Source organism: Streptomyces sp. NPDC087440 (assembly GCF_044744005.1).
In the GTDB taxonomy this organism is placed as follows: domain Bacteria; phylum Actinomycetota; class Actinomycetes; order Streptomycetales; family Streptomycetaceae; genus Streptomyces.
Genome location: NZ_JBIUXN010000016.1, coordinates 123,947 through 149,917 on the forward strand (window position 1 = coordinate 123,947; position 25,971 = coordinate 149,917).

Consider the following 25,971-nt stretch of genomic DNA (forward strand, 5'->3'; position numbering starts at 1 on the left):
GCGGGGGTCGTCTGCCACGGTTCGACTCGGGGGGGGGAGGAGCCGAACCGGGGTAGCACGGTCGCGAACGATCCGTGACTTCCATGGTGTACCCGAGAGCCTTCTCAGGCAAACCCACGCGCCCCAGCGTACGCCGAATGGCGGGGTTCTATGCTCGGCTCGTGGAAAACCACTCGCTGCCCCGCACCGCTGCCTTCTTCGATCTGGACAAGACCGTCATTGCGAAGTCGAGCACGCTGACCTTCAGCAAGTCCTTCTACCAAGGCGGACTGATCAACCGCCGCGCCGTTCTACGAACGGCCTACGCACAGTTCGTCTTCCTGGCGGGCGGAGCGGACCACGACCAGATGGAGGGGATGCGCGAATACCTCTCCGCCCTCTGCAAGGGCTGGAACGTGGCCCAGGTGCGGGAGATCGTCGCCGAGACCCTGCACGACCTGATCGACCCGATCATCTACGACGAGGCCGCCTCCCTCATCGAGGAGCACCACGCGGCCGGCCGCGACGTGGTGATCGTCTCGACGTCCGGCGCGGAGGTCGTCGAGCCGATCGGCGAACTGCTGGGCGCCGACCGGGTGGTGGCCACCCGGATGGTCGTCGGCGACGACGGCTGCTTCACCGGCGAGGTGGAGTACTACGCGTACGGCCCGACGAAGGCGGAGGCCGTCAAGGAGCTCGCCACCTCCGAGGGGTACGACCTGGCGCGCTGCTACGCCTACAGCGACTCGGCGACCGACGTGCCGATGCTGGAGTCCGTGGGCCACCCGCACGCGGTCAATCCGGACCGCGCGCTGCGCCGCGAGGCGACCGCCCGAGAATGGCCGATTCTCGTCTTCAGCCGCCCCGTCCGCCTCAAGCAGCGCCTGCCCACCCTGTCGATGCCGCCGCGCCCCGCGCTGATGGCGGCGGCAGCGGTGGGAGCGGCAGCGGCCACCGCCGGCCTCGTCTGGTACGCCAGCCGCCGCAGGGCGGCCGTCACCGGCTGATTCCGCCCCCTCGCACGGGCATCGCTTTGTCCGTATTTGAGAGTAAAAGTAAAGAAGCGCATCCAGGGGTTCCGCTTCCCCGGGAACGGGAGTACAAAGGATGCAACGGCCCGCGAGACCAAGGACATCCGAGAGGATCACCTGCTACGCATCACGGCCCCACGGACCGCGCATGGAAGCCGAGCACCCACGCGACGTCGACCCGTCGATTACGGGCCAGCCGCACCAGGCCACGGGCGAAGATCCCGACCTGATGGGCAAAAATCCGAGGACGCTTGGTAACTCGACGGACATGCCAGCGGCGGTACCGATTCCGGTACCGCCGCATCTTTGTTCCCGGGGTGGCGTTCCACCACGGCAGCCCCCAGGCCACGCCCGCCCCCGCCCACGCCCGCCCCCGCAAGTCCCCGGAACGGCCCCTCAGGCCGCGCCGCGCTGCAGCGCCTCGCAGACCGCCATCGACTCGCGCGCGCCCAGTTCCGCCGCACGCCCGCAGTGCGTGATCCACGCCGCGACGCCCTCCGGCGTACCGGACACGTACCCCTCCAGGGCCGCGACGTACTCCGCGCGCCCACGTTCCGCGTGGCCGACCTCGGCAGGGCACACCGACTTCGGGTCGAGTCCGCTGTTGATCAGCACGATGCGCTCGGCGGCGCGCGCGACGAGGCCGTTGTGCGAGCCGAACGGCCGCAGTGCCAGCAGCTCGCCGTGCACCACCGCCGACGTGACCAGCGCGGGAGCCGCCGCACCACCGGCGATGATCAGCTGCGACAGGCCCTCCAGCCGCCCCGCGACCTCGCTCGCGCCGGGCAGCGGCAGCTCGATCAGTGGCTCGTCGACCGTTTCACCGGCCAGCCTCGGCCGCCCCACCCGTTCGTCCTCGATGCCCGCACCGCCGGCCGCCACCAGGTGCAGCCGGGCCAGCACCCGTACCGGCGACTGCCGCCAGATGGACAGGAGTTGACCCGCCTCGGCCGTCAGCCGCAGCGCCCCGCCGACCACCCGGGCCTCGTCGTCCCCGCTGAAGTCGGTGCGCCGCCGCACCTCTTCCAGCGCCCAGTCCGCGCCCGCCAGGGCCGCCGAACCGCGCGCGCCGCGCAGTGCCGCCTCGCCGGTGATCGCGTTGCTCCTGCGCCGCATGACGCGGTGCCCGTACACCCGGTCGACGGCTTTGCGCACGGAGTCGACGGCCTCGGGCACGCCGGGCAGGGCGCCCAGCGCCGCGAGCGGATCAGCGTTCGTACTCATAAGTAAGGAGCGTACGCACCGATCCGTCACGCCCCCTCCTGCCCCACCTTGGAGTGGTCTTCTTCACTTCGGTTGCACACGCACCGCATTCATGCGCCTACCCTTGGTGAACATGAAGATCGCTTTCGTCGGGAAGGGCGGCAGTGGCAAGACCACGCTGTCCTCGCTGTTCATCCGCCACCTCACGGCCAACGAGGCGCCGGTCGTCGCCGTCGACGCCGACATCAACCAGCACCTGGGCGCGGCGCTCGGCCTCTCCGAGGACGAGTCGGCCGCGATGCCCGCGATGGGCGCCCACCTCCCCCTCATCAAGGACTACCTGCGCGGCACCAACCCCCGCATCGCCTCCGCCGAGACGATGATCAAGACGACTCCGCCCGGCGAGGGCTCCCGCCTGCTGCGGGTGCGCGAGGACAACCCGGTGTACGACGCGTGCGCGCGCCCGGTGACGCTCGACGACGGCGAGGTCCGGCTGATGGCGACCGGCCCGTTCACCGAGTCGGACCTCGGGGTGGCCTGTTACCACTCCAAGGTCGGCGCGGTCGAGATGTGCCTCAACCACCTGCTCGACGGCCCCGACGAGTACGTCGTCGTCGACATGACGGCGGGTTCCGACTCCTTCGCCTCGGGCATGTTCACCCGCTTCGACATGACGTTCCTGGTGGCCGAACCGACCCGCAAGGGCGTCTCCGTCTACCGCCAGTACAAGGAGTACGCCCGGGACTTCGGCATCGCGCTGAAGGTCGTCGGCAACAAGGTGCAGGGCCAGGACGACCTGGACTTCCTGCGCGACGAGGTCGGCGACGACCTGCTGGTCACCATGGGCCACTCGGACTGGGTGCGGGCCATGGAGAAGGGCCGCCCCGCCCGCTTCGAGCTCCTGGAGGCGGACAACCGCCAGGCCCTCCAGGTCCTCCAGGACGCCGCCGAGGACAGTTACGCGCACCGCGACTGGGAGCGCTACACCCGCCAGATGGTCCACTTCCACCTGAAGAACGCGGAGAGCTGGGGAAACGCGAAGACCGGCGCCGACCTGGCTGCCCAGGTCGACCCGGCCTTCGTGCTGGACGAGCGCCTGGCGGTCAGTGCCGCTCAGCCGGCGTAGTTCCCGGAGCGTGGGCGGGCTGGGCGGGCCGGGCGGGCGCGGCTGCCGGGTTCAGGAAGGTCTGCCAGTCCGTCTGCGGGGCCTGGCCGACCTTCAGGGTGCGGAGCTTGGCCAGGACCTGGGGGTCCTGGGCGTCCAGCCAGTCCGCGAGCTGGCGGAAGGACACGCACTTCACGTCGCGCTGGGTGCAGACCGTCTTGATGGTGTCCTCGACGGCGCGCATGTACGTGCCGCCGTTCCAGGACTCGAAGTGGTTGCCGATGATCAGCGGGGCGCGGTTGCCCCGGTACGAGCGCTCGAAGGCCTGCACCAGGCCGTCGCGCATCTGGTTGCCCCAGTACGCGTGCTTGTCCTCGTCGCCGCGGGTCGCGCCCGACTGGTTCATGTAGAAGTTGTAGTCCATGGAGAGGGTCTGGAAGGCCCGCCCCGGCACCGGCACCAGCTGCATCGACAGGTCCCAGAGCCGGCCCTGCTTCTCGGGCCAGATCTGGTCGTTGACGCCGCTGGTGTCGTAGCGGAAGCCCATCTCGGAGGCGGCGCGCATGAAGTTCTTGCGGCCCTCCAGGCAGGGCGTGCGGGCGCCGACGAGTTCCTTCTCGTAGTCGAAGGGCAGCGGCTTGACGTTCTTCAGGGCCGCGTTGGACTTCCAGTTCTTGACGAAGGACTTGGCCTGGCCGATCTCGCTCTTCCACTCCTCCTTCGACCAGGTGCCGACGCCGCCGTCGTTGCCGCAGAAGTGGCCGTTGAAGTGGGTGCCGATCTCGTTGCCCTCGAACCAGGCGCCGCGGATCTGCTCCACGGTGTCCTTGATTCCCTTGACGTCGTTGAAGCCGATGTCGGAGCGGCCGGAGGAGTGCTGGGGCGCGGTGTAGAGGTTCTTCTTGTCCTCGGGCAGGAGATAGACGCCACTGAGGAAGTAGGTCATGGTCGCGTTGTACTGCTGGCCGACCTTGCGGAAGTGGGAGAACAGCCGCTGGCTGTCCTCGCCCGCGCCGTCCCAGGAGAAGACGACGAACTGCGGGGGCTTCTCGCCGGGCGCCAGCCTCTTCGGTACGGGTTGGAGCGGCTGGGCGCCGGTGTACGCCGTCGAGCCGTCGCCGATCAGCCGGAACGGGCTCTTGGGGGCGGCCGCGGGCGCCTTCTTCGCACCGTGCGCCCCCTCCCGCTCCGGGGCCTCCTGGCCGGAGCATCCGGCGAGGGCGGTCAGGGTCAGTGCGGCGGCAGTGACGCCGAAGGCAGCTCTCTTCGTGGCGGCCATCATCCGCCCACCCTCTTTCTTGGTCTGATTCCGCGGCGACAGTCGGATTTCCGCGTCGACGGCCGGATTCCTCGACGGCCGGATTCCGCGTCGGCCGAAACGGCGCGGCAAACCTCGCATGCACCCACACGCCACTAGATGCGACAAGCCGCCCGAAATGCTTAATCACTGATTCGGGTGAACGATTAGCCCATTTGCTGGCAAACCAACCCGCAGATCTTTACTCTGAATTACGATTCATTTACCGAGAGTTTTAAGAGTCCCCCGCTGCACGCCGTGACCCACGGCCGCGACACCTCAGTTCCGCGACCGCGCTGCCCCGGAGGAGACAAGAGCAATGTCTGCTTGCGTACCCACTCGCCCCGAACACACCTCTCGCACCACCCGAGCCTCACGGTTCAACCGCCCGCACAGCCCGCCGTCCGGTGACCACGGCGAGAAGCCCCACCGGGCCCGCTTCAAGATCGCCGGTGGTGACGTCGCCGCCTCGATCACCGTGTTCCTGATCGCCGTGCCCATGTCGCTCGGCCTGGCCGTCGCCATCGACGCGCCGCTGGCTGCGGGCCTGATCGGCGCCGCCGTCGGCGGCATCGTCGCCGGACTGCTCGGCGGCTCGCCCCTCCTGGTCAGCGGCCCCTCCGCCGGACTGACCGTCGTGACCGCAGGCCTCATCCAGCAGTACGGCTGGCGCACCACCTGCGGCATCGTCATCTGCGCCGGATTCGTACAGATCCTGCTCGGCTCGCTGCGGGCCGCCCGCAGCGCCCTGGCCGTCAGCCCGGCCATCGTGCACGGCACCCTCGCCGGAATCGGCGTCGCCATCGCACTCGCCCAGCTGCACATCGTGCTCGGCGGCTCCCCGGAGAGCTCCGCCACGGCCAACGCCCTTGCCCTGCCCGAGCAGTTGACCCACCTCGGGCCGGCCGCGCCGCTGATCGGCGCGCTCACCATCGCCGTCTTCGTCCTCTGGCCGCGCCTGCCGGGACGTACGGGAAGAATCCTGCGCAAGACACCGGCCGCACTGGCCTCCGTCGCGATCGCCACCGCGGTCGCCGCCGTGGCGGCACCCTCGATCACCCGCGTCGACCTGCCCTCCTGGAGCAGTCACGCGCTGCCGGAGATGCCCGAGGGCCCGGTGCTCGGGCTGGTCGCGGCCGTGCTGACGGTGACGCTGGTGGCGAGCCTGGAGTCACTGCTGTCCGCGGTCGCCGTGGACAAGCTGGCCGCCGAGCGGCCCGTCGTACCGGGCGTCCCGCCCGTACCGCGCTCGGACCTGGACCGCGAGCTGCGCGGCCAGGGCATCTCGAACATGATCTCCGGACTGCTCGGCGGCCTGCCGCTCTCCGGAGGCGCCGTCCGCAGCACGGCCAACGTCCGTACGGGCGCCGTCAGTCGGGCGGCCACCGTGCTGCACGGAGTGTGGGTACTGCTCGCCTCTGCGCTGCTCGTCGGCGTACTGGAGTGGATTCCGTTGGCGGCACTGGCCGCCCTGGTGATGATGGTCGGCATCCAGATGGTGAATTTCGCGCACATTCGCAACGTCCATAAGCACCGCGAATTCCTGGTGTACGTCACCACGGTCGCCGGTGTCGTCGTGCTCGGCGTGCTGGAGGGCGTGGCCCTCGGGATCGCGGTCGCGGTCGCGGTCGCCCTGCACCGGCTGGCCAAGACCCGCATCGTCACGGAGACCACCGAGGACGGGGTCCACCACGTCCGGGCACGCGGGCAGTTGACCTTCCTGGCCGTCCCCCGGCTGAGCCGGACGCTCGGCCAGGTGCCCGAAGGGGCGCACACGGTGGTGGAGCTGGACGGCTCCTTCATGGACCACGCGGCGTACGAGACCCTCCAGACCTGGCAGGACAGCCATGTCGCGCAGGGCGGAAAGGTCGAGGTCACCGGCCGTTCGGGCATCCGCCTCGCCGGGCCCGTGACAAGTGCGGCGCACACCTGCTGCCGCCCCTGGACGCCGTGGCGCAACCACCACTGCGACGAGCACACCACCGCCGAGCACACGCCCGAGGCGGTGTCGCGTCCGACCGGGACGCGTCAACTGGCCAGCGGGCTCAGCGCGTTCCAGCGCAACACCGCGCCGCTGGTCCGCGAGGAGCTGGCCCGCCTGGCGCGCGAGGGCCAGAGCCCCTCGCAGCTCTTCCTGACCTGTGCGGACTCCCGGCTGGTCACGAGCATGATCACGTCCAGCGGTCCGGGCGACCTCTTCACCGTACGCAACGTGGGAAACCTCGTTCCGCCGCCCGGCTCGGAGAGCGGGGACGACTCGGTGGCCGCGGCCATCGAGTACGCGGTGGACGTTCTGAAGGTCGAGTCGATCACCGTCTGCGGGCACTCGGGCTGCGGGGCGATGCAGGCCCTGCTCAACGGGCCCGCCGAGGGCGGCGCGAACACCCCGCTGCGCCGCTGGCTGCGGCACGGCGCGCCGAGCCTGCGCCGGATGAAGAGCCGTCACCACTCGTGGGCGCGGATCTCCGGGCGGCTGCCCACCGATGTGGTGGAGCAGCTGTGCCTGACCAACGTGGTGCAGCAGCTGGAGCACCTGCGCAGCCACGAATCGGTGAAGCGCCGCCTCGCCGAAGGCACGCTGGAGCTGCACGGGATGTACTTCCACGTGGGCGAGGCACAGGCGTATCTGCTGGTCGACGGGGCACGCGTCGGAGAGACCATCGAGGTCTTCGACCGGGTGGCGCCGTCGTCGCACACGGAGCTGGAAGACCTCAGCGCCTGACAGGTGCAACGTGAACCTTTCGGGGTTCGCGTACGTGTGACCGTACGGCCCCTTCCGCACGCCCGCGGAGGGGGCCGTACCGGTGTCACAGCAGTGGCCGTACCGGTGTCAACGCAGCTCACAGGTCTAAACCAATTCCCGGATGGCTCTTGTCACCCGGGCTCATGACTGATGAGCTAGGCCCCGGGACACATCGGACGCCCTGGGAATGGGAGATGTCGTGAGCAACGAAAGCCTGGCCAACCTTCTGAAGGAAGAGCGTCGATTCGCTCCTCCCGCCGAACTGGCCGCGAACGCCAACGTCACTGCGGAGGCGTACGAGCAGGCCGAGACCGACCGGCTCGGTTTCTGGGCCGAGCAGGCACGCCGGCTCACCTGGGCCAACGAGCCCACCGAGACGCTCGACTGGTCGAACCCGCCCTTCGCGAAGTGGTTCGCGGACGGTGAACTCAACGTCGCGTACAACTGCGTGGACCGCCACGTCGAGGCCGGCAACGGCGACCGCGTCGCCATCCACTTCGAGGGCGAGCCGGGCGACAGCCGCTCCATCACGTACGCCGAGCTCAAGGACGAGGTGTCGCGCGCCGCGAACGCCCTCACCGAGCTGGGCGTCGGCAAGGGCGACCGCGTCGCCGTCTACCTCCCGATGATCCCCGAGGCCGCGATCGCGATGCTGGCCTGCGCCCGCGTCGGCGCCGCGCACTCGGTGGTCTTCGGCGGTTTCTCCGCCGACGCCGTCGCCTCCCGCATCCAGGACGCCGACGCCAAGCTGGTCATCACCTCCGACGGCGGCTACCGGCGCGGCAAGCCGTCCGCGCTGAAGCCCGCGATCGACGAGGCCGTGGCCAAGTGCCCGACGGTCCAGCACGTCCTGGTCGTACAGCGCACCAAGCAGGAGACGGCGTGGGACGAGTCCCGCGACGTGTGGTGGCACGAGGTCGTCGGCCGTCAGTCCGCCGAGCACACCCCGCAGGCCTTCGAGGCCGAGCACCCGCTGTTCATCCTGTACACGTCGGGCACGACGGGTAAGCCCAAGGGCATCCTGCACACCTCCGGCGGCTACCTCACCCAGGCGGCGTACACGCATCACGCGGTCTTCGACCTCAAGCCGGAGACCGACGTCTACTGGTGCACGGCCGACATCGGCTGGGTGACCGGCCACTCGTACATCGTGTACGGGCCGCTGGCGAACGGCGCGACGCAGGTCATGTACGAGGGCACCCCCGACACCCCGCACCAGGGGCGCTTCTGGGAGATCGTGCAGAAGTACGGCGTGACGATCCTCTACACCGCGCCGACCGCGATCCGTACGTTCATGAAGTGGGGCGACGACATCCCCGCGAAGTTCGACCTGTCCTCGCTGCGGGTCCTGGGGTCGGTCGGCGAGCCGATCAACCCCGAGGCGTGGATCTGGTACCGCAAGCACATCGGCGGCGACAACTGCCCGATCGTCGACACCTGGTGGCAGACCGAGACCGGCGCGATGATGATCGCCCCGCTGCCGGGCGTCACCGAGACCAAGCCGGGTTCGGCGCAGCGCGCGCTGCCGGGCATCTCGGCGACGGTGGTGGACGACGAGGCGCGCGAGGTGCCCAACGGCGGGGGCGGCTACCTCGTCCTCACCGAGCCGTGGCCGTCCATGCTCCGTACGATCTGGGGCGACGACCAGCGGTTCATCGACACCTACTGGTCGCGCTTCGAGGGCAAGTACTTCGCCGGTGACGGCGCCAAGAAGGACGACGACGGCGACATCTGGCTGCTCGGCCGGGTCGACGACGTGATGCTGGTGTCGGGCCACAACATCTCCACCACCGAGGTCGAGTCCGCGCTCGTCTCGCACCCGTCGGTCGCCGAGGCGGCCGTGGTCGGTGCGGCCGACGAGACGACCGGTCAGGCGATCGTGGCGTTCGTGATCCTGCGCGGCACGGCGTCCGAGACGGAGTCGCTGGTCGCGGAACTGCGCAATCACGTCGGCTCGACGCTCGGCCCGATCGCCAAGCCGAAGCGCATCCTGCCGGTGGCGGAGCTGCCGAAGACCCGCTCCGGCAAGATCATGCGCCGTCTGCTGCGCGACATCGCCGAGGGCCGGGAGCTGGGCGACGTCTCGACGCTCACCGACGCCTCCGTGATGGGCCTCATCCAGACGAAGCTGCCGAGCTCGGAGAGCAGCGAGGACTAGTTCTCCCTGCTCGGAGGGCAGCGAGGACCAGTCCTCCCGCATCCCCCGGACGGCCCACGGGCACCCCGCGCTCCCCGCGCCGGGTGCCCGTTTCGCTCGTAAGGTGAAGTTCGCCGGATACGCCCTTGCGCACCACCGGTAGAGTTGTCCGTCGCGTCAGGAACGCGTCAAAACTCAACAGGTGCGCCGGGAAGTCTGGTCGGCAATGTGCTTCATGCTGCCCACCGACCGGAGGTATTCACCCGTGGCCGCGCCCACTCCCCCCACGCCCACTCCCCCCACGCCCGCTCCCGAGAGCGAGACCAAAAGCAAGTTCCTCGGACGGCTCCCGCTCCCCGAGCGGCGTTACGTCGCCGAGGCCCTGCGCACCGAAACGGTCGGCGGCGTCCTGCTCCTCATAGCCGCCGTCGCGGCGCTGATCTGGGCGAACACCTTCGGTTCGGGGTACGAGGCGTTCCGCGGCCTGCACTTCGGGCCCGGCTTCCTCGGGCTCGACCTGTCCGTGCAGCACTGGGCGGCCGACGGCCTGCTGGCCGTCTTCTTCTTCGTCGCGGGCATCGAGCTCAAGCGCGAACTCGTCGCGGGCGAACTGCGCGACCCGAAGGCCGCCGCGCTCCCGGTGATCGCGGCCCTGTGCGGCATGGCGGTCCCGGCGCTCGTCTACGTACTCGTCAACGTCATCGGCGACGGCGACACCGGCGGGTGGGCGGTGCCGACCGCGACCGACATCGCGTTCGCGCTCGCGGTCCTCGCGGTGATCGGCACCTCGCTGCCGTCCGCGCTGCGGGCGTTCCTGCTGACCCTGGCCGTCGTCGACGACCTCTTCGCGATCCTGATCATCGCGGTCTTCTTCACCAACGACATCAACTTCGTCGCCCTCGCCGGGGCCGTCGTCGCCCTGGCCGTCTTCTGGGTGCTGCTGCGGGCGAACGTTCGTGGCTGGTACGTCTACGTACCGCTCGCCCTGGTGATCTGGGGCCTGATGTACAACAGCGGCGTCCACGCCACCATCGCCGGTGTCGCCATGGGCCTGATGCTGCGCTGCTCCCGGCGCGAGGGCGAGGAGCACTCGCCGGGCGAGCACATCGAGCACCTGGTGCGGCCGCTGTCGGCGGGGCTCGCGGTACCGCTGTTCGCCCTGTTCTCGGCGGGCGTCTCGGTGTCGGGCGGTGCGCTCGCGGACGTCTTCACCAAGCCGGAGACGCTCGGTGTGGTGCTGGGTCTGGTGGTCGGCAAGGCGCTCGGCATCTTCGGCGGCACCTGGCTGGCGGCCCGCTTCACCAAGGCGGAGCTCAACGAGGACCTGGTCTGGCCGGACGTCTTCGCGATCGCCTCGCTGGCCGGAATCGGCTTCACCGTCTCCCTGCTGATCGGCGAACTCGCCTTCACCGACGACCTGCAACTGGCCGACGAGGTCAAGGCGGCGGTGCTCATCGGTTCGCTCATCGCCGCGATCCTGTCCGGCGTACTGCTGAAACTGCGCGTCCGTAAGTACCGTGCGCTCTACGACGAGGAAGAGCGCGACGAGGACATGGACGGAATCCCGGACATCTACGAGGTCGGGAAGCCGGACTACCACCTGCGGATGGCCGACATCCACGAGGCGAAGGCCGCCGAACACCGACGGCTGGCCGCGCAGTGCGCGGGTAGCGGCAACAGCGGCGCCACACTCGACGGCGCCGTCCACACCGGTGCCGAGAACGCCGGGAACGACACGGAAGTGCCGGGGGCGGCGCGCGACGGCGCAAGCGGTCCGGCATGATCTGACTTCAGATCCTGACTCAGACCCGACGAGTGACGAAAACTCGCAGAGCTTGAACAAAAGAGGGAGCAAGCGATGAGCGACCCCGCGCACAACGTCCACGGCGTCGAGAGCGCCGAGCGCAGTCTCGGCCAGTTGGTCGCCACGGCGACCACCGAGATGTCGGCGCTCGTGCACGACGAGATCGCGCTGGCGAAGGTTCAGCTCAAGCAGGACGTGAAGCGCGGGGCCACCAGCGGCGGGGCGTTCGGCGCGGCCGGCGCGGTGCTGATCTTCTCGCTGCCGATGCTCAGCTTCGCGCTGGCGTACGGCATCCACGCCTGGAGCGGCTGGCACCTTTCGGTCTGCTTCCTGCTCTCCTTCGCGGCGAACGTGCTGGTCGCGGGTCTGCTCGCGCTGATCGGCGTGGTCTTCGCGAAGAAGGCCAAGAAGGGCAAGGGCCCGCAGAAGGTCGCCGCGTCCGCGAAGGAGACGGCCGCCGTCCTCGGAAACGCCAAGCCGCACCCCCGTCAGGTGCAGGACAACACGTCCGTTGTGGCACGCTCGTCCGTATGACAGCCCTTGATACCAACGGCTCTTCCGGTACGTCCGCCCCGCCCGCCGCAGCGTCGGCGTCCGCCCAGTCCGTCGTACGGCTCGAAGGACCGTGGACGCACCGGGACGTGGCGGCCAACGGTGCGCGCTTCCACATCGCGGAGCTGGGGGAAGGGCCGCTGGTCCTGCTGCTGCACGGGTTCCCGCAGTTCTGGTGGACCTGGCGGCATCAGCTCACGGCGCTCGCCGACGCCGGATTCCGGGCGGTGGCGATGGACCTGCGCGGGGTCGGCGGCAGCGACCGTACGCCCCGGGGTTACGACCCGGCGAACCTCGCGCTCGACATCACGGGCGTCGTACGGTCCCTGGGCGAGCCGGACGCGGCGCTGGTCGGGCACGACCTGGGCGGGTACCTGGCGTGGACGGCGGCGGCGATGCGGCCGAAGCTGGTGCGCCGACTGGTGGTCTCCTCGATGCCGCACCCCAGGCGGTGGCGCTCGGCGATGCTGTCGGACGTCGCGCAGTCGCGGGCCGGTTCGTACGTCTGGGGCTTCCAGCGGCCGTGGGTGCCGGAGCGTCAGCTCGTCGCGGACGACGCGGCGCTGACGGGCCGCCTGATCCGGGACTGGTCGGGGCCCCGGCAGCCGGACGACAAGGTGGTCGACACCTACCGGCGGGCGATCCAGATCCCCTCCACGGCGCACTGCTCGATCGAGCCGTACCGGTGGATGGTGCGGTCGATGGCCCGCCCCGACGGCCTCCAGTTCAACCGGCGGATGAAGGCTCCCGTACGGGTGCCGACGCTGCATCTGCACGGCTCGCTGGACCCGGTGATGCGCACCCGCAGTGCCGCGGGCTCCGGCGAGTACGTCGATGCGCCCTACCAGTGGCGGCTGCTCGACGGCATCGGGCACTTTCCGCACGAGGAGGACCCTGTCGGTTTCTCGACCGAGCTGGTCAACTGGCTGAAGGACCCGGAGCACGACCGGTAGCCCTGCCCGCAGCCGCTCGGCAGCCCCCTCGGCGGAACCGGAGCCTCCCTCCGGCAGAACATCTGTCCTACGAACTGCCAATTGCCTCCCGCATAGGCCAATTGGCGGACCGTCAGGCGATTATCGACCTTGGGGCCCGGGCAGACGTCGGGGTATGGGCTGGACGCACGACTACGGTGACGCAGCACGCAACCGCCGCTCGGCAACGACGCCGATCGCCTACGAGAGGGGACGCCCCCACCATGAGGGCCACCAACACCCCGGCACGGCGATCGGCATCCCCCGTATTCTCCGGCGCCGTGCCCGGTGGATGTCGGCGCGGCTGAGGCATCAGCGCAGCTGACGCCCCCTCGCCGGACCGGCGGTCCGCCTCAGTCCTTCCTGAGGTAGCCGAGTCCCGGGTGTGCGCCCCGGTAGCCCTCCAGCAGCCTGCGCGCCACCTGCACCGAGTCGACGAGCGGATGCAGGGCGAACGCCTTGACCGCCTCCCGGCGCGACCCGCTCTCCCCCGCGGCCAGCACGCACCTCTCCACGGCCTTCACGGCGGCCACCAGGCCCGCCTCGTGCCCGGTGAGCTGCGAGACCGCGAGGGGGTGCGCCCCGGTCGCGTCGACTTGGCACGGGACTTCGACCACGGCCGTCTCGTCGAGCACGTCGAGCACCCGGCCGCCTTCGGGGTGGGCGCGCCCGCCGTTGCGGACGTTGAGGATCAGCGTGGTGCTCTCGTCGCGCGCGACGGCCCGCATCAGGGCCAGCGCCACGTACTCGTACCCGCCGGACGCCAGGTCGTCGGCGGCGCGCTCGCCCGCGCCCGCCGCCTCCCGGTTCTCCGCCATGTACGTGGCCTCGCGCTCGGCCCTGGTGCGGTCCCAGGCGTCCCAGGCGGCGCCCGGGGCCCCCTGACCGGCCCCCGGTGCCGCTCCGGCCGCCAGCGCGTCGTAGAAGCGCGCCTGCTGGTCGTGGAGGAAGGCGCCGCGGGTCTGCTCGGCCTGCTGGTAGGCGGCGACCGCCTCGCGGTTGAAGTAGTAGTAGTGCAGGTACTCGTTGGGGACGGAGCCCAGGGAGCGCAGCCAGTCCGCGCCGAAGAGGCGGCCCTCCTCGAAGGACGTCAGCCGCGCGTCGTCGGCGAACAGCTGCGGCAGCACGTCGCGGTCGTCCACGTACAGCCCGCGCAGCCAGCCCAGGTGGTTGAGGCCGACGTAGTCGATGCGGGCGGCGGCCGGGTCGGCGACGCCGAGAGTGCGCGCCACGCGCCGGGCGAGGCCCACCGGGGAGTCGCAGATGCCGATGACGCGCTCGCCGAGGTGGCGGGACATGGCCTCGGTGACCAGGCCCGCCGGGTTGGTGAAGTTGATGACCCAGGCGTCGGGGGCCAGCCGGGCCACCCTGCGGGCGATGTCGACCGCCACGGGGACGGTCCGCAGTCCGTACGCGATGCCGCCCGCACCGACGGTCTCCTGGCCCAGCACTCCCTCGGCCAGGGCGATCCGCTCGTCGGCGGCCCGGCCCGCCAGCCCGCCGACCCGGATCGCGGAGAACACGAAGTCGGCGCCGCGCAGGGCCTCGTCGAGGTCGGTGGTGACCGTGACCTCGGGGGCGTCCTCGACGTGGGCGGCCTGGTCCTTCAGCACCCGGGCGATGGCGGCCAGCCGGGCCGGGTCCAGGTCGTACAGGGTGAGACGGGTGACGCGGCCCTCGGCGCGGTCGCGCAACAGCGCTCCGTACACCAGCGGGACGCGGAAGCCGCCGCCGCCCAGGATCGTCAGACGCATGCTCATGGCCTTTCGGTCGTACGTCGCGGGGTCGCGCCCGGTGGGCACGGGCCGGGGGGGGCGCGCCCGGTGAAGGCGCGGGGGCCGCGCCGCCCGGTGAGCGCGTGGGGGCCGCGCCCGGTGAGCGCGGGAAGGGGCCGCACCCGGTCGGGATCAGAGCGCGCAGCCCTGGCTGTCCACCTGCTGGTTGGCCGTGCGGCCGGTCCTGATGTCGTCCTTGATCTCGTCGGCGGTCAGCGCGTAGCCGGTCTCCGGGTCGTCCAGGGACTTGGCGAAGACGACGCCGTACACCTTGCCGTCGGGGGTCAGCAGCGGGCCGCCGGAGTTGCCCTGGCGGACCGTCGCGTACAGCGAGTAGACGTCGCGGCGGACGGTGTCGCGGTGGTAGATGTCCGGGCCCTTGGCGTTGATGCGGCCGCGGACGCGGGCCGAGCGGACGTCGTACGAACCGTTCTCCGGGAAGCCCGCGACGATCGCGCTGTCGCCGCTGCGGGCGTCCTTGCCGATGAACTCCAGCGGCTTGGCGCGCAGGTCGGGGACGTCCAGGACGGCGATGTCGCGCTGCCAGTCGTAGAGGACGACCTTGGCGTCGTACAGCTTGCCCTCGCCGCCGATCTGTACGGTCGGCTCGCTGACGCCGCCCACCACGTGCGCGTTCGTCATGACGCGGCGCTCGGAGAACACGAAGCCGGTGCCCTCCAGGACCTTGCCGCAGCTCGGCGCCGTGCCGACGACCTTGACGATGGACTGCTTGGCGCGGGCCGCCACCGGGCTGCCCGCGAGCTTCGGGTCGGGCGGCATGACCTCGGTGATCGGCTCGTTCGAGAACGGGCTGAAGACCTGCGGGAAACCATTCTGCGCGAGCACGGAGCTGAAGTCGTCGAACCAGCTCGCGGCCTGGCCCGGCACCACCCGGTCCACCCCGAGCAGCACCTTGGAGCCGCGCACCTCCTTGCCGAGCGTCGGCAGCGAGGAGCCCGCGAGGGCGGAGCCGATCAGCCAGGCCACCAGCAGCATCGCCACGACGTTGACCAGCGCGCCGCCGGTCGCATCCAGGGCGCGGGCGGGCGACCAGGTGATGTGTCTGCGGAGCTTGTTGCCCAGGTGGGTGGTGAAGGCCTGCCCCACGGAGGCGCAGACGATCACGATCACGACCGCCACCAGGATTCCGGTGGTGGAGTCGCCGAGGGAGGAACCCTCGTCGAACCACCCCCAGATCACCGGCAGCAGATAGACCGCGACAAGACCGCCGCCGAGGAACCCGATCACCGACAGCACGCCGACGACGAATCCCTGGCGGTACCCGATGACCGCGAACCACACGGCCGCGACCAGCAACACAATGTCCAGGACGTTCACGCCCGCCACCCTGTCATGTCCGTCATGCGTGCCAGTCGAGCGGGACCTCGCGGGAGCGGTCCCAGGGGCGCTCCCAGCCCGCGTAGTGCAGGACCTTGTCGACCACTCCGGCCGTGAAACCCCACAGCAGGCCGTGCTCCAGCAGGAACGCCGGACCGCGGTGGCCGCGCGGGTGCACGCTGGTGGCCCGGGTCGCGGGGTCCGTGAGGTGCGCCACCGGGACCGTGAAGACCCGGGCCGTCTCGCCCTGGTCGACGGCGCCGAACGGGCTCGGCTCGCGCCACCAGCCCAGCACCGGGGTCACCACGAAGCCGCTGACGGGGATGTAGAGGCGCGGCAGCACGCCGAAGACCTGGACGCCGGAGGGGTCGAGTCCGGTCTCCTCCTCGGCCTCGCGGAGGGCGGCCCGCAGCGGGCCCGTGGTCTCCGGGTCGCCGTCCTCGGGGTCGAGGGCGCCGCCGGGGAAGGAGATCTGCCCGGCGTGCGAGCGCAGGCTGCTCGCCCGCTCCATCAGGAGCAGCTCGGGCCCCTGCGGGCCCTCGCCGAAGAGGACCAGGACGGCCGACTGGCGGCCGCTGCCGCTCTCCGGCGGCAGGAACCGGCTCAGCTGCTCGGGGCGGACGCTGCGGGCGACACCGGCGACCGGGTCGAGCCAGGCGGGCAGGCCCCGGTCGCTGACGACGACGGCCGGGGCGGTGGCGTGGCCGGGTGCCGGTGCGGTCCGGGCGGGAGCCGCCGCGGTGCGGCCGGAAGCCGATGCGGTCCGGCCGGATGCCGTCGGGGCCCCGTCCTCGTCCGTCTCGTCCATCTCGTCCGTCTCGCTCGCGGCTCCCGCCGCACTGATCCGTGTCATCGCCACACCCCCGTGCTCTCCCAACGTCCGCCCCCGTCACGATCGTTCCGCATTCAGCCGTCGTTCCCTCAATCCGGGGAACGGCGAAGGTCACTTTCCGGCCGGTGCCGCTCCCATCGGGGGTGCGGGCTTCCCGCCCGCGTCCAGGTAGGACTGCGGGGGCTTCAGCCGCTGTCCCGGGTACCCGCCCTTCTCGTACTTCAAGAGCTTCTCGGCCTTCTCCGGGTCCGTCTCGCCCTCGCCGTACGACGGGCACAGGGAGGCGATCGGGCAGGCGCCGCAGGCGGGCTTGCGGGAGTGGCAGATGCGGCGGCCGTGGAAGACGACGCGGTGCGAGAGCATCGTCCACTCGCTCTTGGGGAAGATCTCGGCGACCACCGCCTCGACCTTCACCGGGTCCTCCTCGTCGGTCCACTTCCAGCGCCGCACCAGGCGTCCGAAGTGGGTGTCGACGGTGATGCCGGGGACGCCGAAGTAGTTGCCCAAGACGACATTTGCCGTCTTTCGTCCCACTCCCGGCAACGTGACCAGGTCCTCGATGCGGCCCGGCACCTCGCCGCCGAAGGTGTCCCGCAGGGCCGTGGAGAGGCCCAGCAGGGACCGCGCCTTGGCCCGGAAGAAGCCCGTCGGCCGGATGATCTCCTCCAGCTCCTCGGGCACGGCCGCCGCCATGTCCTCGGGCGTCGGGTAGGCCGCGAAGAGGGCGGGGGTGGTCTGGTTGACGCGCAGGTCGGTGGTCTGGGCGGAGAGGACCGTGGCGACCAGCAGCTGGAAGGGGTTCTCGAAGTCGAGCTCGGGGTGGGCGTACGGGTAGACGTCGGCCAGCGCGCGGTTGATCTTGCGGGCGCGGCGGACCATCGAGAGGTGCGACTCGGGCTTGGCGGCCTTCTTGGCGGGGGCCTTGGCGGCGGGCTGCTTCACCGGAGGCTTCGCGACGGCAGCCTTCTTCGCCGGAATGGCGACGGACTTCTTCGCCGGAGCGGCGGCAGCCTTCTTCGCCGCGGCCTTCTTCGCCGCGGCCTTCGCGACCGCAGCCTTCTTGACCGGCGCTTTCTTCGCCGCCACCGGTCCGGCCGACGTCGCACCGACCGATTTGGCGGCCTTCATCGGCCTCGCCGCAGCCTGTTCGCCCACAGCGGAATTGCGATCTGCTGCCACCTGCCCGGCCCCCTTGACCTGCGCTCTCACCGGCTTGTTGGACACCCGTCCAGCCTAGGTGCAGCCACTGACATTCGCCGTGGCCGCAGCCCCATGCGTACCCAATCAGCCCCCTGAAGCACGACCTGGGCCGGTTGTAAGTCATCCTTGGTGATTGAAGTGATTGATCGCACTGTTTTACCGTCCGGCATCATGGGGACCCAGGTTCCCCTGAGCAGGTCGACAAGGAGAGAACACGTGGACGACGTTCTGCGGCGCGCCCCGCTCTTCGCGGCGCTCGATGACGAGCAGGCCGCGGAGCTGCGCGCCTCCATGAGCGAGGTGACCCTCGCACGCGGTGACGCCCTGTTCCACGAGGGCGACCCCGGTGACCGCCTCTATGTGGTGACCGAGGGCAAGGTGAAGCTTCACCGCACCTCCCCCGACGGCCGGGAGAACATGCTGGCCGTCCTCGGCCCCGGTGAGCTGATCGGCGAGCTGTCGCTGTTCGACCCGGGCCCGCGCACCGCCACCTCGACGGCGCTGACCGAGGTCAAGCTGCTGGGCCTCGGCCACGGCGACCTCCAGCCCTGGCTGAACGTACGCCCGGAGGTCGCGACCGCGCTGCTGCGCGCGGTGGCCCGCCGGCTGCGCAAGACCAACGACCAGATGTCCGACCTGGTCTTCTCCGACGTGCCGGGCCGTGTGGCCCGTGCACTCCTGGACCTGTCGCGCCGCTTCGGCGTGCAGTCCGAGGAGGGCATCCACGTCGTGCACGACCTCACGCAGGAAGAGCTGGCCCAGTTGGTCGGCGCCTCCCGCGAGACGGTCAACAAGGCCCTCGCGGACTTCGCGGGCCGCGGCTGGCTGCGCCTGGAGGCGCGTGCCGTGATCCTGCTGGACGTGGAGCGGCTGGCGAAGCGCTCGCGCTGACGCTCCTGCTGTCGCTGTCTTTTGTTGTACGGGAACGGGCCGCACCCTCGGTGAGGGTGCGGCCCGTTCCCGCGTCAGGGTGCCGCGTTTTCGGCGGTGCGGCCCGCGACAGTGCCCCGTCTTCGGGGGCATGCCCGCACCACCGCGCTCAGTCCTTGCCCACGATCACCGGCGTCTTGCTGCCGGAGCCGCACGGGACGGCGTACACGGGGTGCTTCTGGGCGGCCTCCTTGTAGGCCTCGATGCACTGGTTCGCGAGGACCTTGTCGCTGAGCGAGTCGTTCAGGATGCGGTTGGCCTGGGCGATGCCCTCGGCCTCGATCTTGCGGCGCTTGGCCTCGGCGGTGGCCGTCTTGGTCGCCTCCTCGGCCCGCTCGGTGGCCTGCTGCTGCTGGATCTTGCGGTCGATCTGGCCCTGGAGCTGCGCCGAGGGCTTCACGTTGCGCAGGTTGACGGCCGCGACGGCGATCCCGCGCGGGGCCAGGCGCTCCTTGATGAGCTCGCCGATCTCGGCGTTGATCTTCTCGCGGGCCGAGGAATAGCCCTGTTCGCTCGTGTGCCGGGCGAACACGTTGCGGATGATCTCCCGGGTGTCCGGCTGCACCAGACGCGTCTGCACGGACTCCTCGCTGCCCGCGAGGCGGTACAGCTCGACGACCTTGTCCGGGGTCACCGCCCACTTCACGGTCAGCTCGACCTCCATGACGCCGCCCTGCGAGGAACGGACCTCGACGACGTCCTTGTCGGACAGGTTGAGGTCGACGGGCCGGGTGGAGAAGGAGGTGACGGTCGTGAAGGGCGAGCGCAGATGCATGCCGGAGAGCATCGGCCCGCCGACCTTGCCGAAGGTCACCGGCACTCCCACCTCGTACGCGCTCATCACGTACAGGCAACTGGAGATCCCCGCGATCAGCCCCGCGAGCAACGCGCCCGCCGCACCGATCTTCAGCCCGCGGGTGTCCTGCGCACGGCCCACGAAATAGAGCACCACGGCGGCGAGGACGAGCAGGATGGACAGCACAAACACAGTGGTTCCCCCCAGGAACTGCGGTCATCATGCCGGAATGGACCGGATGTAGGCGGAGAGTAAGGCATGAACATGGCGAACGCGGGGGAATTCGCGGGACGCCCTCCCCACCACCCGTACATCGAGCGCGAGGAGTTCCCGGAGCGGGGAGACACGATGCGGAAAATCGCGGAGGCGGCCGGGAACCCTTCGGCGGATCCGGCCGTTCTCCGTATGTACACCGAGGATTTCGGCCCGTGGCTGGCGACCGAATACATCGCAGTCCACGGCAGGAAGACCCCTCGGCCGTACGGAGAAACCGCAGTGCGCAGTACCGGAGTTCCGCAGGTCGGTGGGCCTTTGAGCCCTCGCAGCTTGTGAACTGCACAGGGAAGGAAGGCCGGTTCGGCTCAGATCAGGCCGTGCTCGCGCAGATACGCCAGCTGCGCCCGCACGGAGAGCTCGGCCGCCGGCCACAGGGACCGGTCCACGTCCGCGTAGACATGCGCCACCACGTCGGACGCACTCACGTGCCCGTTCTCCACCGCCGTCTCCACCTGCGCCAGCCGGTTCGCCCGGTGCGCCAGGTAGAACTCGATCGCGCCCTGGGCGTCGTCGAGTACGGGCCCGTGTCCTGGCAGGACGAGCCGCACCCCGTCGTCCACCGTGAGCGACCGCAGCCGCCGCAGCGAGTCGAGGTAGTCCCCGAGCCGCCCGTCGGGGTGCGCCACCACGGTGGTGCCCCGGCCCAGGACCGTGTCCCCCGTCAACACGGCCTGATCGGCGGGCAGATGGAAGCAGAGGGAGTCGGCGGTGTGCCCCGGCGTGGGCACCACCCGCATCTCGACTCCGCCGGTGGTGATCACGTCACCGGCGCCCAGCCCCTCGTCCCCGAGCCGCAGCGCGGGGTCCAGCGCCCGCACCGTGGTCCGGGTCAGTTCCGCGAACCGCGCGGCCCCCTCCGCGTGGTCGGGGTGCCCGTGCGTCAGCAGGGTCAGCGCGACGCGCTTGCCCGCCTTCTCCGCCGTGTCGATCACCGCCCGCAGGTGCACGTCGTCCAAGGGACCCGGGTCCACGACGACGGCCAGGTCGGAGTCCGGCTCGGACACGATCCACGTGTTCGTGCCGTCCAGGGTCATCGCGGAGGGGTTCGGGGCCAGGACGTTGACCGCGCGGGCGGTGGCGCGCCCGGAGAGGACTCCGCCGCGCGGCTGCCCGGGAAGGGCCGCTGCGTCCGTCATCGGGTGCCTCCCGCCGGGTCGGCCTGCCCGGAGGCGGCCGGGATGTGCTTGGTGAACTCGTCGTGGCCCGGCCAGCTCAGCTCCAGCTCGCCGCCGACGAGGCGGGCCCGGGCCAGTACGGGGGTCATGTCCTGGGCGGGTGCGCCCGCCAGGACCTCTGCCGCCGTCCGGTACGGCTGGAGCCGACGGAGAGTGGAGATCGTGGGCGGCATCATCAGGAGCTCGCCACGGTCGTATCCGGCGGCCGCCTGCGCCGGGGAGATCCACACGGTGCGGTCCGCCTCCGTGGAGGCGTTGCGGGTCCGCTGTCCGGCGGGCAGCGCGGCCACGAAGAACCAGGTGTCGTACCGCCGGGGCTCGAACTCCGGGGTGATCCAGCGCGCCCACGCGCCCAGCAGGTCCGAGCGCAGTACGAGCCCCCGCCGGTCGAGGAACGCGGCGAAGCCCAGCTCCCGGGCCACCAGAGCCTGCCGGTCCGCCTCCCAGTCGGCGCCCGTGGTGTCGCCGACCACAGTGTCCTCGGTGGGACCGGCGAGGAGGACGCCCGCCTCCTCGAAGGTCTCGCGCACGGCCGCGCAGACCACCGCCTGGGCCGCACCCAGGTCGTCGCCCAGGCCCAGCCGCTCGGCCCACTCCGGCAGGCCGGGCCCCGCCCAGCGCACCAGCGAGTCGTCGTCCCGGGGATCGACGCCGCCGCCCGGATACGCGTACGCGCCTCCGGCGAAAGCCATGGAGGCGCGTCTGCGCAGCATGTGGACGGAGAGTCCGTCCTGGTCAGAGGTGGTGCCGTCGCTCAGCAACAGCACGGTCGCGGCCCGCTTCGGGGTCGCGGGAACGAGCTCGCCGCTCGCCAGCGCGCGAATCCGGTCGGGCCATTCGGGCGGGTACCACTGACCATGGGACATGGCCGGATGCTACGGCCAACCGCCTCGATGTTCGAGAGGCAGTTGTAGCCAGCACCCAACCGGCCGGGCCCACGGCTCACGCCTCGGTGAGCTCCACCTGGATCTCGACCTCGACCGGGGCGTCCAGCGGCAGGACCGTCACGCCGACGGCGCTGCGGGCGTGCACGCCCTTGTCGCCGAGGACCTCGCCGAGCAGCTCGCTGGCGCCGTTGATGACACCGGGCTGACCGGTGAAGTCGTTGGCCGAGGCCACGAAGCCGACGACCTTCACGACGCGCGCGATGCGGTCCAGGTCACCGGCGACGGACTTCACGGCCGCCAGGGCGTTCAGCGCGCAGATCCGCGCCAGGTCCTTGGCCTCCTCGGCGGTGACCTCCGCGCCGACCTTGCCGGTGACCGGCAGGGCGCCGTCCACCATCGGGAGCTGGCCCGCGGTGAACACGTACACACCGGACTGCACGGCCGGCTGGTACGCGGCGATCGGCGGGACGACCTCGGGCAGGGTCAGGCCGATCGAGGCGATCTTCTCCTCGACCGCGCTCATGCGGTCTTCTCCCGCTTGAGGTAGGCCACCAGCTGCTCGGGGTTGTTCGGACCCGGCACGACCTGGACGAGCTCCCAGCCGTCCTCGCCCCAGGTGTCCAGGATCTGCTTCGTCGCGTGGACGAGGAGGGGGACAGTCGCGTACTCCCACTTTGTACTCATGCGGCCGACTCTAGCCGGTGGAAAGTGGGTGGGAACGCAGCGGTGGCCCCGTCGGAACGTACGGGATGGGCGGCCTCCTGATTGGCCCGCGGGACGACTGGTTAGGCTCGAAGGCGTGAGCAGGCTCCAGGTCGTCAGTGGCAAGGGCGGTACCGGCAAGACCACGGTCGCCGCGGCACTCGCGCTCGCCCTCGCCACCGAGGGCAAACGCACCCTCCTGGTGGAGGTCGAGGGGAGGCAGGGCATCGCGCAGCTCTTCGAGACGGAAGCCCTTCCGTACGAGGAGCGCAAGATCGCTGTCGCGTCGGGCGGCGGGGAGGTGTACGCCCTCGCGATCGACGCCGAACGCGCACTCCTTGACTACCTCCAGATGTTCTACAAGCTGGGGAGCGCCGGGCGGGCGCTGAAGAAGCTCGGCGCGATCGACTTCGCGACCACCATCGCGCCGGGACTGCGGGACGTCCTGTTGACCGGCAAGGCCTGCGAGGCGGTCCGGCGCCGGGACAAGAAGGGCGCGTACGTCTACGACTACGTGGTGATGGACGCGCCGCCCACCGGGCGCATCACCAAGTTCCTCAATGTGAACGACGAGGTCGCGGGGCTCGCGAAGTTCGGGCCGATACACAACCAGGCGCAGGCCGTGATGCGGGTCCTGAAGTCCCCCGAGACGGCGGTGCACTTCGTGACGCTCCTGGAGGAGATGCCGGTCCAGGAGACCGCCGACGGGGTCGCCGAGCTGCGGGCCGCCGAGCTGCCCGTGGGCAAGGTGCTGGTGAACATGGTCCGGCCGCAGCTGCTGGACGAGGAGGCGCTGCGGGCGGCGGCGGGCGAGCAGCGGGCGGCCGTGGCGCAGGCCCTGTCCACGGCGGGCCTGGGCGGCGCACAACGCGGCGGGCACGCGGAGCGGCTGGTGGACCCGCTCCTGGAGCAGGCCGCGGAGCACGCACAGCGCGTCGAGCTGGAGCGCGAGCAGCGGTCGGCACTGGCCGGGATCGGCCTTCAGACGTACGAACTCCCCATGCTGGGCGAGGGGTTGGACCTGGCCGGGCTCTACCGGCTGGCGGCGGCACTCCGTACCCACCTGGGGGCGGACCGGGCGGGGGGATCGGCATGAGCGCGGACACGTCGCGGACGGGCACGTCGCAGACGGGCACGACGACCCGGGCCACGGGTACGGCCCGGGGGCTGGACCCGGCCCCGGCGCTGGACGTCGATCCCCTGCTGGACGACCCGGCGACCCGCATCATCGTGTGCTGCGGCTCCGGCGGCGTCGGGAAGACGACCACCGCGGCGGCACTGGGCGTACGGGCGGCCGAGCGGGGGCGGCGGGCGGTGGTGCTGACCATCGACCCGGCGCGCAGGCTCGCCCAGTCGATGGGGATCGACTCCCTGGACAACGTGCCGCGCCGGGTGAAGGGCATCGACGAGAGCGCGGGCGGCGAGCTGCACGCCATGATGCTCGACATGAAGCGCACCTTCGACGAGATCGTCGAGGCGCACGCGGACGCGGACCGGGCCCGCGCCATCCTGGACAACCCCTTCTACCAGTCCCTGTCGGCCGGGTTCGCCGGTACGCAGGAGTACATGGCGATGGAGAAGCTGGGGCAGCTCCGCTCGCGGGACGAGTGGGACCTGATCGTCGTGGATACCCCGCCCAGCCGGTCCGCGCTGGACTTCCTGGACGCGCCCAAGCGGCTGGGGTCCTTCCTGGACGGGAAGTTCATCCGGGTGCTGATGGCGCCGGCGAAGGTGGGCGGCCGGGCCGGGATGAAGTTCCTCAACGTCGGCATGTCGATGATGACCGGCACGCTCAGCAAGCTGATGGGCGGCCAACTGCTGCGCGACGTGCAGACGTTCGTGGCGGCGATGGACACGATGTTCGGCGGGTTCCGCACGCGTGCGGACGCCACCTACCGGCTGCTCCAGGCGCCCGGGACGGCGTTCCTGGTGGTCGCCGCCCCGGAGCGGGACGCGCTGCGCGAGGCGGCGTACTTCGTGGAGCGCCTGGCCGCCGAGGAGATGCCGCTGGCCGGTCTCGTACTCAACCGGGTGCACGGCAGCGGCGCCCCCCAGCTGTCCGCCGAGCGGGCGCTGGCCGCCGCGGAAAATCTTGGACAGCGCGGCATTGTGGATCAGGGGGACGGGAATGCTGGTCCTCGTGGCTCCACGGCCGCCTCTCCCGAGACACCCCGCACCACCGCACGCGGCGACGCGACGACCGACGCTCCCCGAACCGAACCCGCCGAAGCCCACGGGCCCGCCGGGGCCGACGTCGCCGACGAGGTCGCGCAGTTGACTGCCGGCCTGCTGCGGCTGCATGCCGAACGCATGCAGGTTCTCGCGCGTGAACAGCGAACGCGCGACCGCTTCACCGCACTCCACCCCGAGGTGGCAGTGACCGAAGTCGCCGCCCTACCCGGAGACGTGCACGACCTGGCCGGCCTGCGGGCCATCGGTGAGCGTCTGAGCCACCGGTGAACCACGAGTCGTCGGTGAGCGACCGGCGGCCGGTCCGGACATCCCCGTCCGCATCCGCCGCCCTGCACGCCGTCACCGTCGGCCCCGCCACGCCCGGCCTGAGCTGAGCCGTGGACTGCCTGGGCTGCCACGATCGGCCCAGTCCCGCCACGATCGGCCTAGCCCACCGCGGCGTACGTCTCCTCGTAGACCTCGGCCTCTTCGAGCACCGCGGGCAGGATTCCCGCACTGCGCTCGTACTCCGTACGCGCCGTCTCCAAGAGCCTGCGCCACGAGGTGACCGTCGGACGCCTGCGCAACAGCGCTCGGCGTTCCCGCTCCGTCATGCCACCCCACACGCCGAACTCGACGCGGTTGTCCAGCGCGTCCGCCAGGCACTCGGTCCGCACCGGACATCCGGTGCACACCGCCTTCGCCCGGTTCTGCGCCGCTCCTTGTACGAACAGTTCATCCGGATCGGTAGTGCGGCAGGCTGCCTGCGCACTCCAGTCGGTTACCCAGCCCATCCCGGCGCCGTCCTCTCCCGAATCGAGGCTCCCCCACGGCGGTAGCGGCATATTCACCGCTGCCAGTTGAGGACGTTACGGAAGGTGGGCACAGCGCAACACCCCCTTCGGGCCCAATCTTGAATGGCCCGAACGGACTATGCGTATGCGGCAGATCACCCAGGGGAGTGAGCTGGGGACATGCGTCATCTACCCGGAGAAACGGGACAGTTCAGCGGGGTCGAGAGGGCCGGGGAAGCGACCGCGGGGACCACTCGGTCCGGCCCCGCCGA

23 protein-coding genes are annotated in these 25,971 nt (G+C 70.8%); 11 read left to right on the forward strand and 12 right to left on the reverse strand.

The window, feature by feature from the left end; translation table 11 throughout:
* The first annotated feature begins 137 nt into the window (after positions 1-137).
* A complete protein-coding gene (locus ACIO3O_RS28395) occupies positions 138-986 on the forward strand; it encodes an HAD family hydrolase (RefSeq protein WP_401750628.1) in 849 nt (282 codons plus the stop codon).
* 420 nt (positions 987-1,406) lie between these two features.
* On the opposite strand, the gene ACIO3O_RS28400 is transcribed toward ACIO3O_RS28395, so the two are convergent.
* Positions 1,407-2,234, reverse strand: a complete 828-nt coding sequence (locus ACIO3O_RS28400) for an oxidoreductase (protein ID WP_401750631.1) — start codon at positions 2,232-2,234, stop codon at positions 1,407-1,409.
* Between the two features lie 112 nt (positions 2,235-2,346).
* Between ACIO3O_RS28400 and ACIO3O_RS28405 the strand changes: the two genes are divergently transcribed.
* The gene (locus ACIO3O_RS28405; protein ID WP_401750634.1) at positions 2,347-3,339 is read left to right on the forward strand and encodes an ATP-binding protein; all 993 of its coding nucleotides are present in this window, start codon (positions 2,347-2,349) and stop codon (positions 3,337-3,339) included.
* Here ACIO3O_RS28405 and ACIO3O_RS28410 read toward each other — a convergent pair.
* Entirely contained in the window at positions 3,317-4,600 is a 1,284-nt protein-coding gene (locus ACIO3O_RS28410) for a hypothetical protein (protein ID WP_401750636.1), read from the reverse strand. The genes ACIO3O_RS28405 and ACIO3O_RS28410 overlap by 23 nt on opposite strands.
* 334 nt (positions 4,601-4,934) lie before the next feature.
* On the opposite strand from ACIO3O_RS28410, the gene ACIO3O_RS28415 reads away from it, so the two are divergent.
* From ACIO3O_RS28415 to ACIO3O_RS28440, 6 genes are all read left to right on the forward strand, one after another.
* Positions 4,935-7,337, forward strand: a complete 2,403-nt coding sequence (locus ACIO3O_RS28415) for a bifunctional SulP family inorganic anion transporter/carbonic anhydrase (protein ID WP_401750637.1) — start codon at positions 4,935-4,937, stop codon at positions 7,335-7,337.
* 208 nt (positions 7,338-7,545) lie between these two features.
* A complete protein-coding gene (acs, locus tag ACIO3O_RS28420; protein ID WP_401750638.1) occupies positions 7,546-9,516 on the forward strand; it encodes an acetate--CoA ligase in 1,971 nt (656 codons plus the stop codon).
* A 214-nt stretch (positions 9,517-9,730) separates the two neighbouring features.
* Positions 9,731-11,278, forward strand: a complete 1,548-nt coding sequence (gene nhaA, locus ACIO3O_RS28425; protein ID WP_401750640.1) for a Na+/H+ antiporter NhaA — start codon at positions 9,731-9,733, stop codon at positions 11,276-11,278.
* A 75-nt stretch (positions 11,279-11,353) separates the two neighbouring features.
* On the forward strand, positions 11,354-11,833 hold the full coding sequence (locus tag ACIO3O_RS28430; RefSeq protein WP_401750642.1) for a phage holin family protein: 480 nt from the start codon (positions 11,354-11,356) through the stop codon (positions 11,831-11,833).
* The gene (locus ACIO3O_RS28435) at positions 11,830-12,804 is read left to right on the forward strand and encodes an alpha/beta fold hydrolase (protein WP_401750644.1); all 975 of its coding nucleotides are present in this window, start codon (positions 11,830-11,832) and stop codon (positions 12,802-12,804) included. Before ACIO3O_RS28430 ends, ACIO3O_RS28435 begins: the two co-directional genes overlap by 4 nt.
* A 154-nt stretch (positions 12,805-12,958) precedes the next feature.
* Positions 12,959-13,147 carry a hypothetical protein gene (locus ACIO3O_RS28440; RefSeq protein ID WP_401750645.1) on the forward strand — a complete coding sequence of 63 codons (189 nt, stop codon included), beginning with the start codon at positions 12,959-12,961 and terminating at the stop codon, positions 13,145-13,147.
* Positions 13,148-13,175: 28 nt separating this feature from the next.
* Here the strand turns inward: ACIO3O_RS28440 and ACIO3O_RS28445 are convergent, their stop codons facing one another.
* The 4 genes from ACIO3O_RS28445 to nth all read right to left on the reverse strand — a co-directional run bounded on the left by ACIO3O_RS28445 (position 13,176) and on the right by nth (position 17,895).
* Positions 13,176-14,576, reverse strand: coding sequence for a 6-phospho-beta-glucosidase (locus ACIO3O_RS28445; protein ID WP_401750842.1), 1,401 nt, complete (start codon positions 14,574-14,576; stop codon positions 13,176-13,178).
* 153 nt (positions 14,577-14,729) lie between these two features.
* Positions 14,730-15,935 carry a MarP family serine protease gene (locus ACIO3O_RS28450; protein WP_401750647.1) on the reverse strand — a complete coding sequence of 402 codons (1,206 nt, stop codon included), beginning with the start codon at positions 15,933-15,935 and terminating at the stop codon, positions 14,730-14,732.
* A 22-nt stretch (positions 15,936-15,957) separates the two neighbouring features.
* Positions 15,958-16,743 (reverse strand): NUDIX hydrolase, encoded by a 786-nt coding sequence (locus tag ACIO3O_RS28455; RefSeq protein WP_401750844.1) that lies wholly within the window; start codon positions 16,741-16,743, stop codon positions 15,958-15,960.
* Positions 16,744-16,878: 135 nt separating this feature from the next.
* Positions 16,879-17,895, reverse strand: coding sequence for an endonuclease III (nth, locus tag ACIO3O_RS28460; protein WP_401750846.1), 1,017 nt, complete (start codon positions 17,893-17,895; stop codon positions 16,879-16,881).
* A 288-nt stretch (positions 17,896-18,183) separates the two neighbouring features.
* Here nth and ACIO3O_RS28465 point away from each other — a divergent pair, with 288 nt between their 5' ends.
* Entirely contained in the window at positions 18,184-18,858 is a 675-nt protein-coding gene (locus ACIO3O_RS28465; RefSeq protein ID WP_185033934.1) for a Crp/Fnr family transcriptional regulator, read from the forward strand.
* A 148-nt stretch (positions 18,859-19,006) separates the two neighbouring features.
* Here ACIO3O_RS28465 and ACIO3O_RS28470 read toward each other — a convergent pair whose 3' ends face one another.
* From ACIO3O_RS28470 to ACIO3O_RS28490, 5 genes are all read right to left on the reverse strand, one after another.
* Entirely contained in the window at positions 19,007-19,879 is an 873-nt protein-coding gene (locus tag ACIO3O_RS28470; RefSeq protein ID WP_401750649.1) for a prohibitin family protein, read from the reverse strand.
* A gap of 395 nt (positions 19,880-20,274) precedes the next feature.
* A complete protein-coding gene (locus tag ACIO3O_RS28475) occupies positions 20,275-21,105 on the reverse strand; it encodes an MBL fold metallo-hydrolase (protein WP_401750652.1) in 831 nt (276 codons plus the stop codon).
* Positions 21,102-22,010 carry an NUDIX hydrolase gene (locus ACIO3O_RS28480; protein WP_401750654.1) on the reverse strand — a complete coding sequence of 303 codons (909 nt, stop codon included), beginning with the start codon at positions 22,008-22,010 and terminating at the stop codon, positions 21,102-21,104. Before ACIO3O_RS28480 ends, ACIO3O_RS28475 begins: the two co-directional genes overlap by 4 nt.
* A gap of 76 nt (positions 22,011-22,086) precedes the next feature.
* Positions 22,087-22,554, reverse strand: a complete 468-nt coding sequence (locus tag ACIO3O_RS28485; protein WP_401750656.1) for a RidA family protein — start codon at positions 22,552-22,554, stop codon at positions 22,087-22,089.
* Positions 22,551-22,715: a DUF4177 domain-containing protein gene (locus ACIO3O_RS28490; RefSeq protein ID WP_189826869.1), complete on the reverse strand. Its 165-nt coding sequence runs from the start codon at positions 22,713-22,715 to the stop codon at positions 22,551-22,553. Before ACIO3O_RS28490 ends, ACIO3O_RS28485 begins: the two co-directional genes overlap by 4 nt.
* Positions 22,716-22,830: 115 nt before the next feature.
* Between ACIO3O_RS28490 and ACIO3O_RS28495 the strand changes: the two genes are divergently transcribed.
* The gene (locus ACIO3O_RS28495; protein ID WP_401750658.1) at positions 22,831-23,829 is read left to right on the forward strand and encodes an ArsA family ATPase; all 999 of its coding nucleotides are present in this window, start codon (positions 22,831-22,833) and stop codon (positions 23,827-23,829) included.
* Complete coding sequence (locus ACIO3O_RS28500; RefSeq protein ID WP_401750660.1) at positions 23,826-25,193, forward strand: ArsA family ATPase; 1,368 nt, start codon at positions 23,826-23,828, stop codon at positions 25,191-25,193. Before ACIO3O_RS28495 ends, ACIO3O_RS28500 begins: the two co-directional genes overlap by 4 nt.
* 158 nt (positions 25,194-25,351) lie before the next feature.
* Here ACIO3O_RS28500 and ACIO3O_RS28505 read toward each other — a convergent pair whose 3' ends face one another.
* On the reverse strand, positions 25,352-25,699 hold the full coding sequence (locus ACIO3O_RS28505) for a WhiB family transcriptional regulator (protein WP_401750662.1): 348 nt from the start codon (positions 25,697-25,699) through the stop codon (positions 25,352-25,354).
* Between the last annotated feature and the right edge of the window lie 272 nt (positions 25,700-25,971).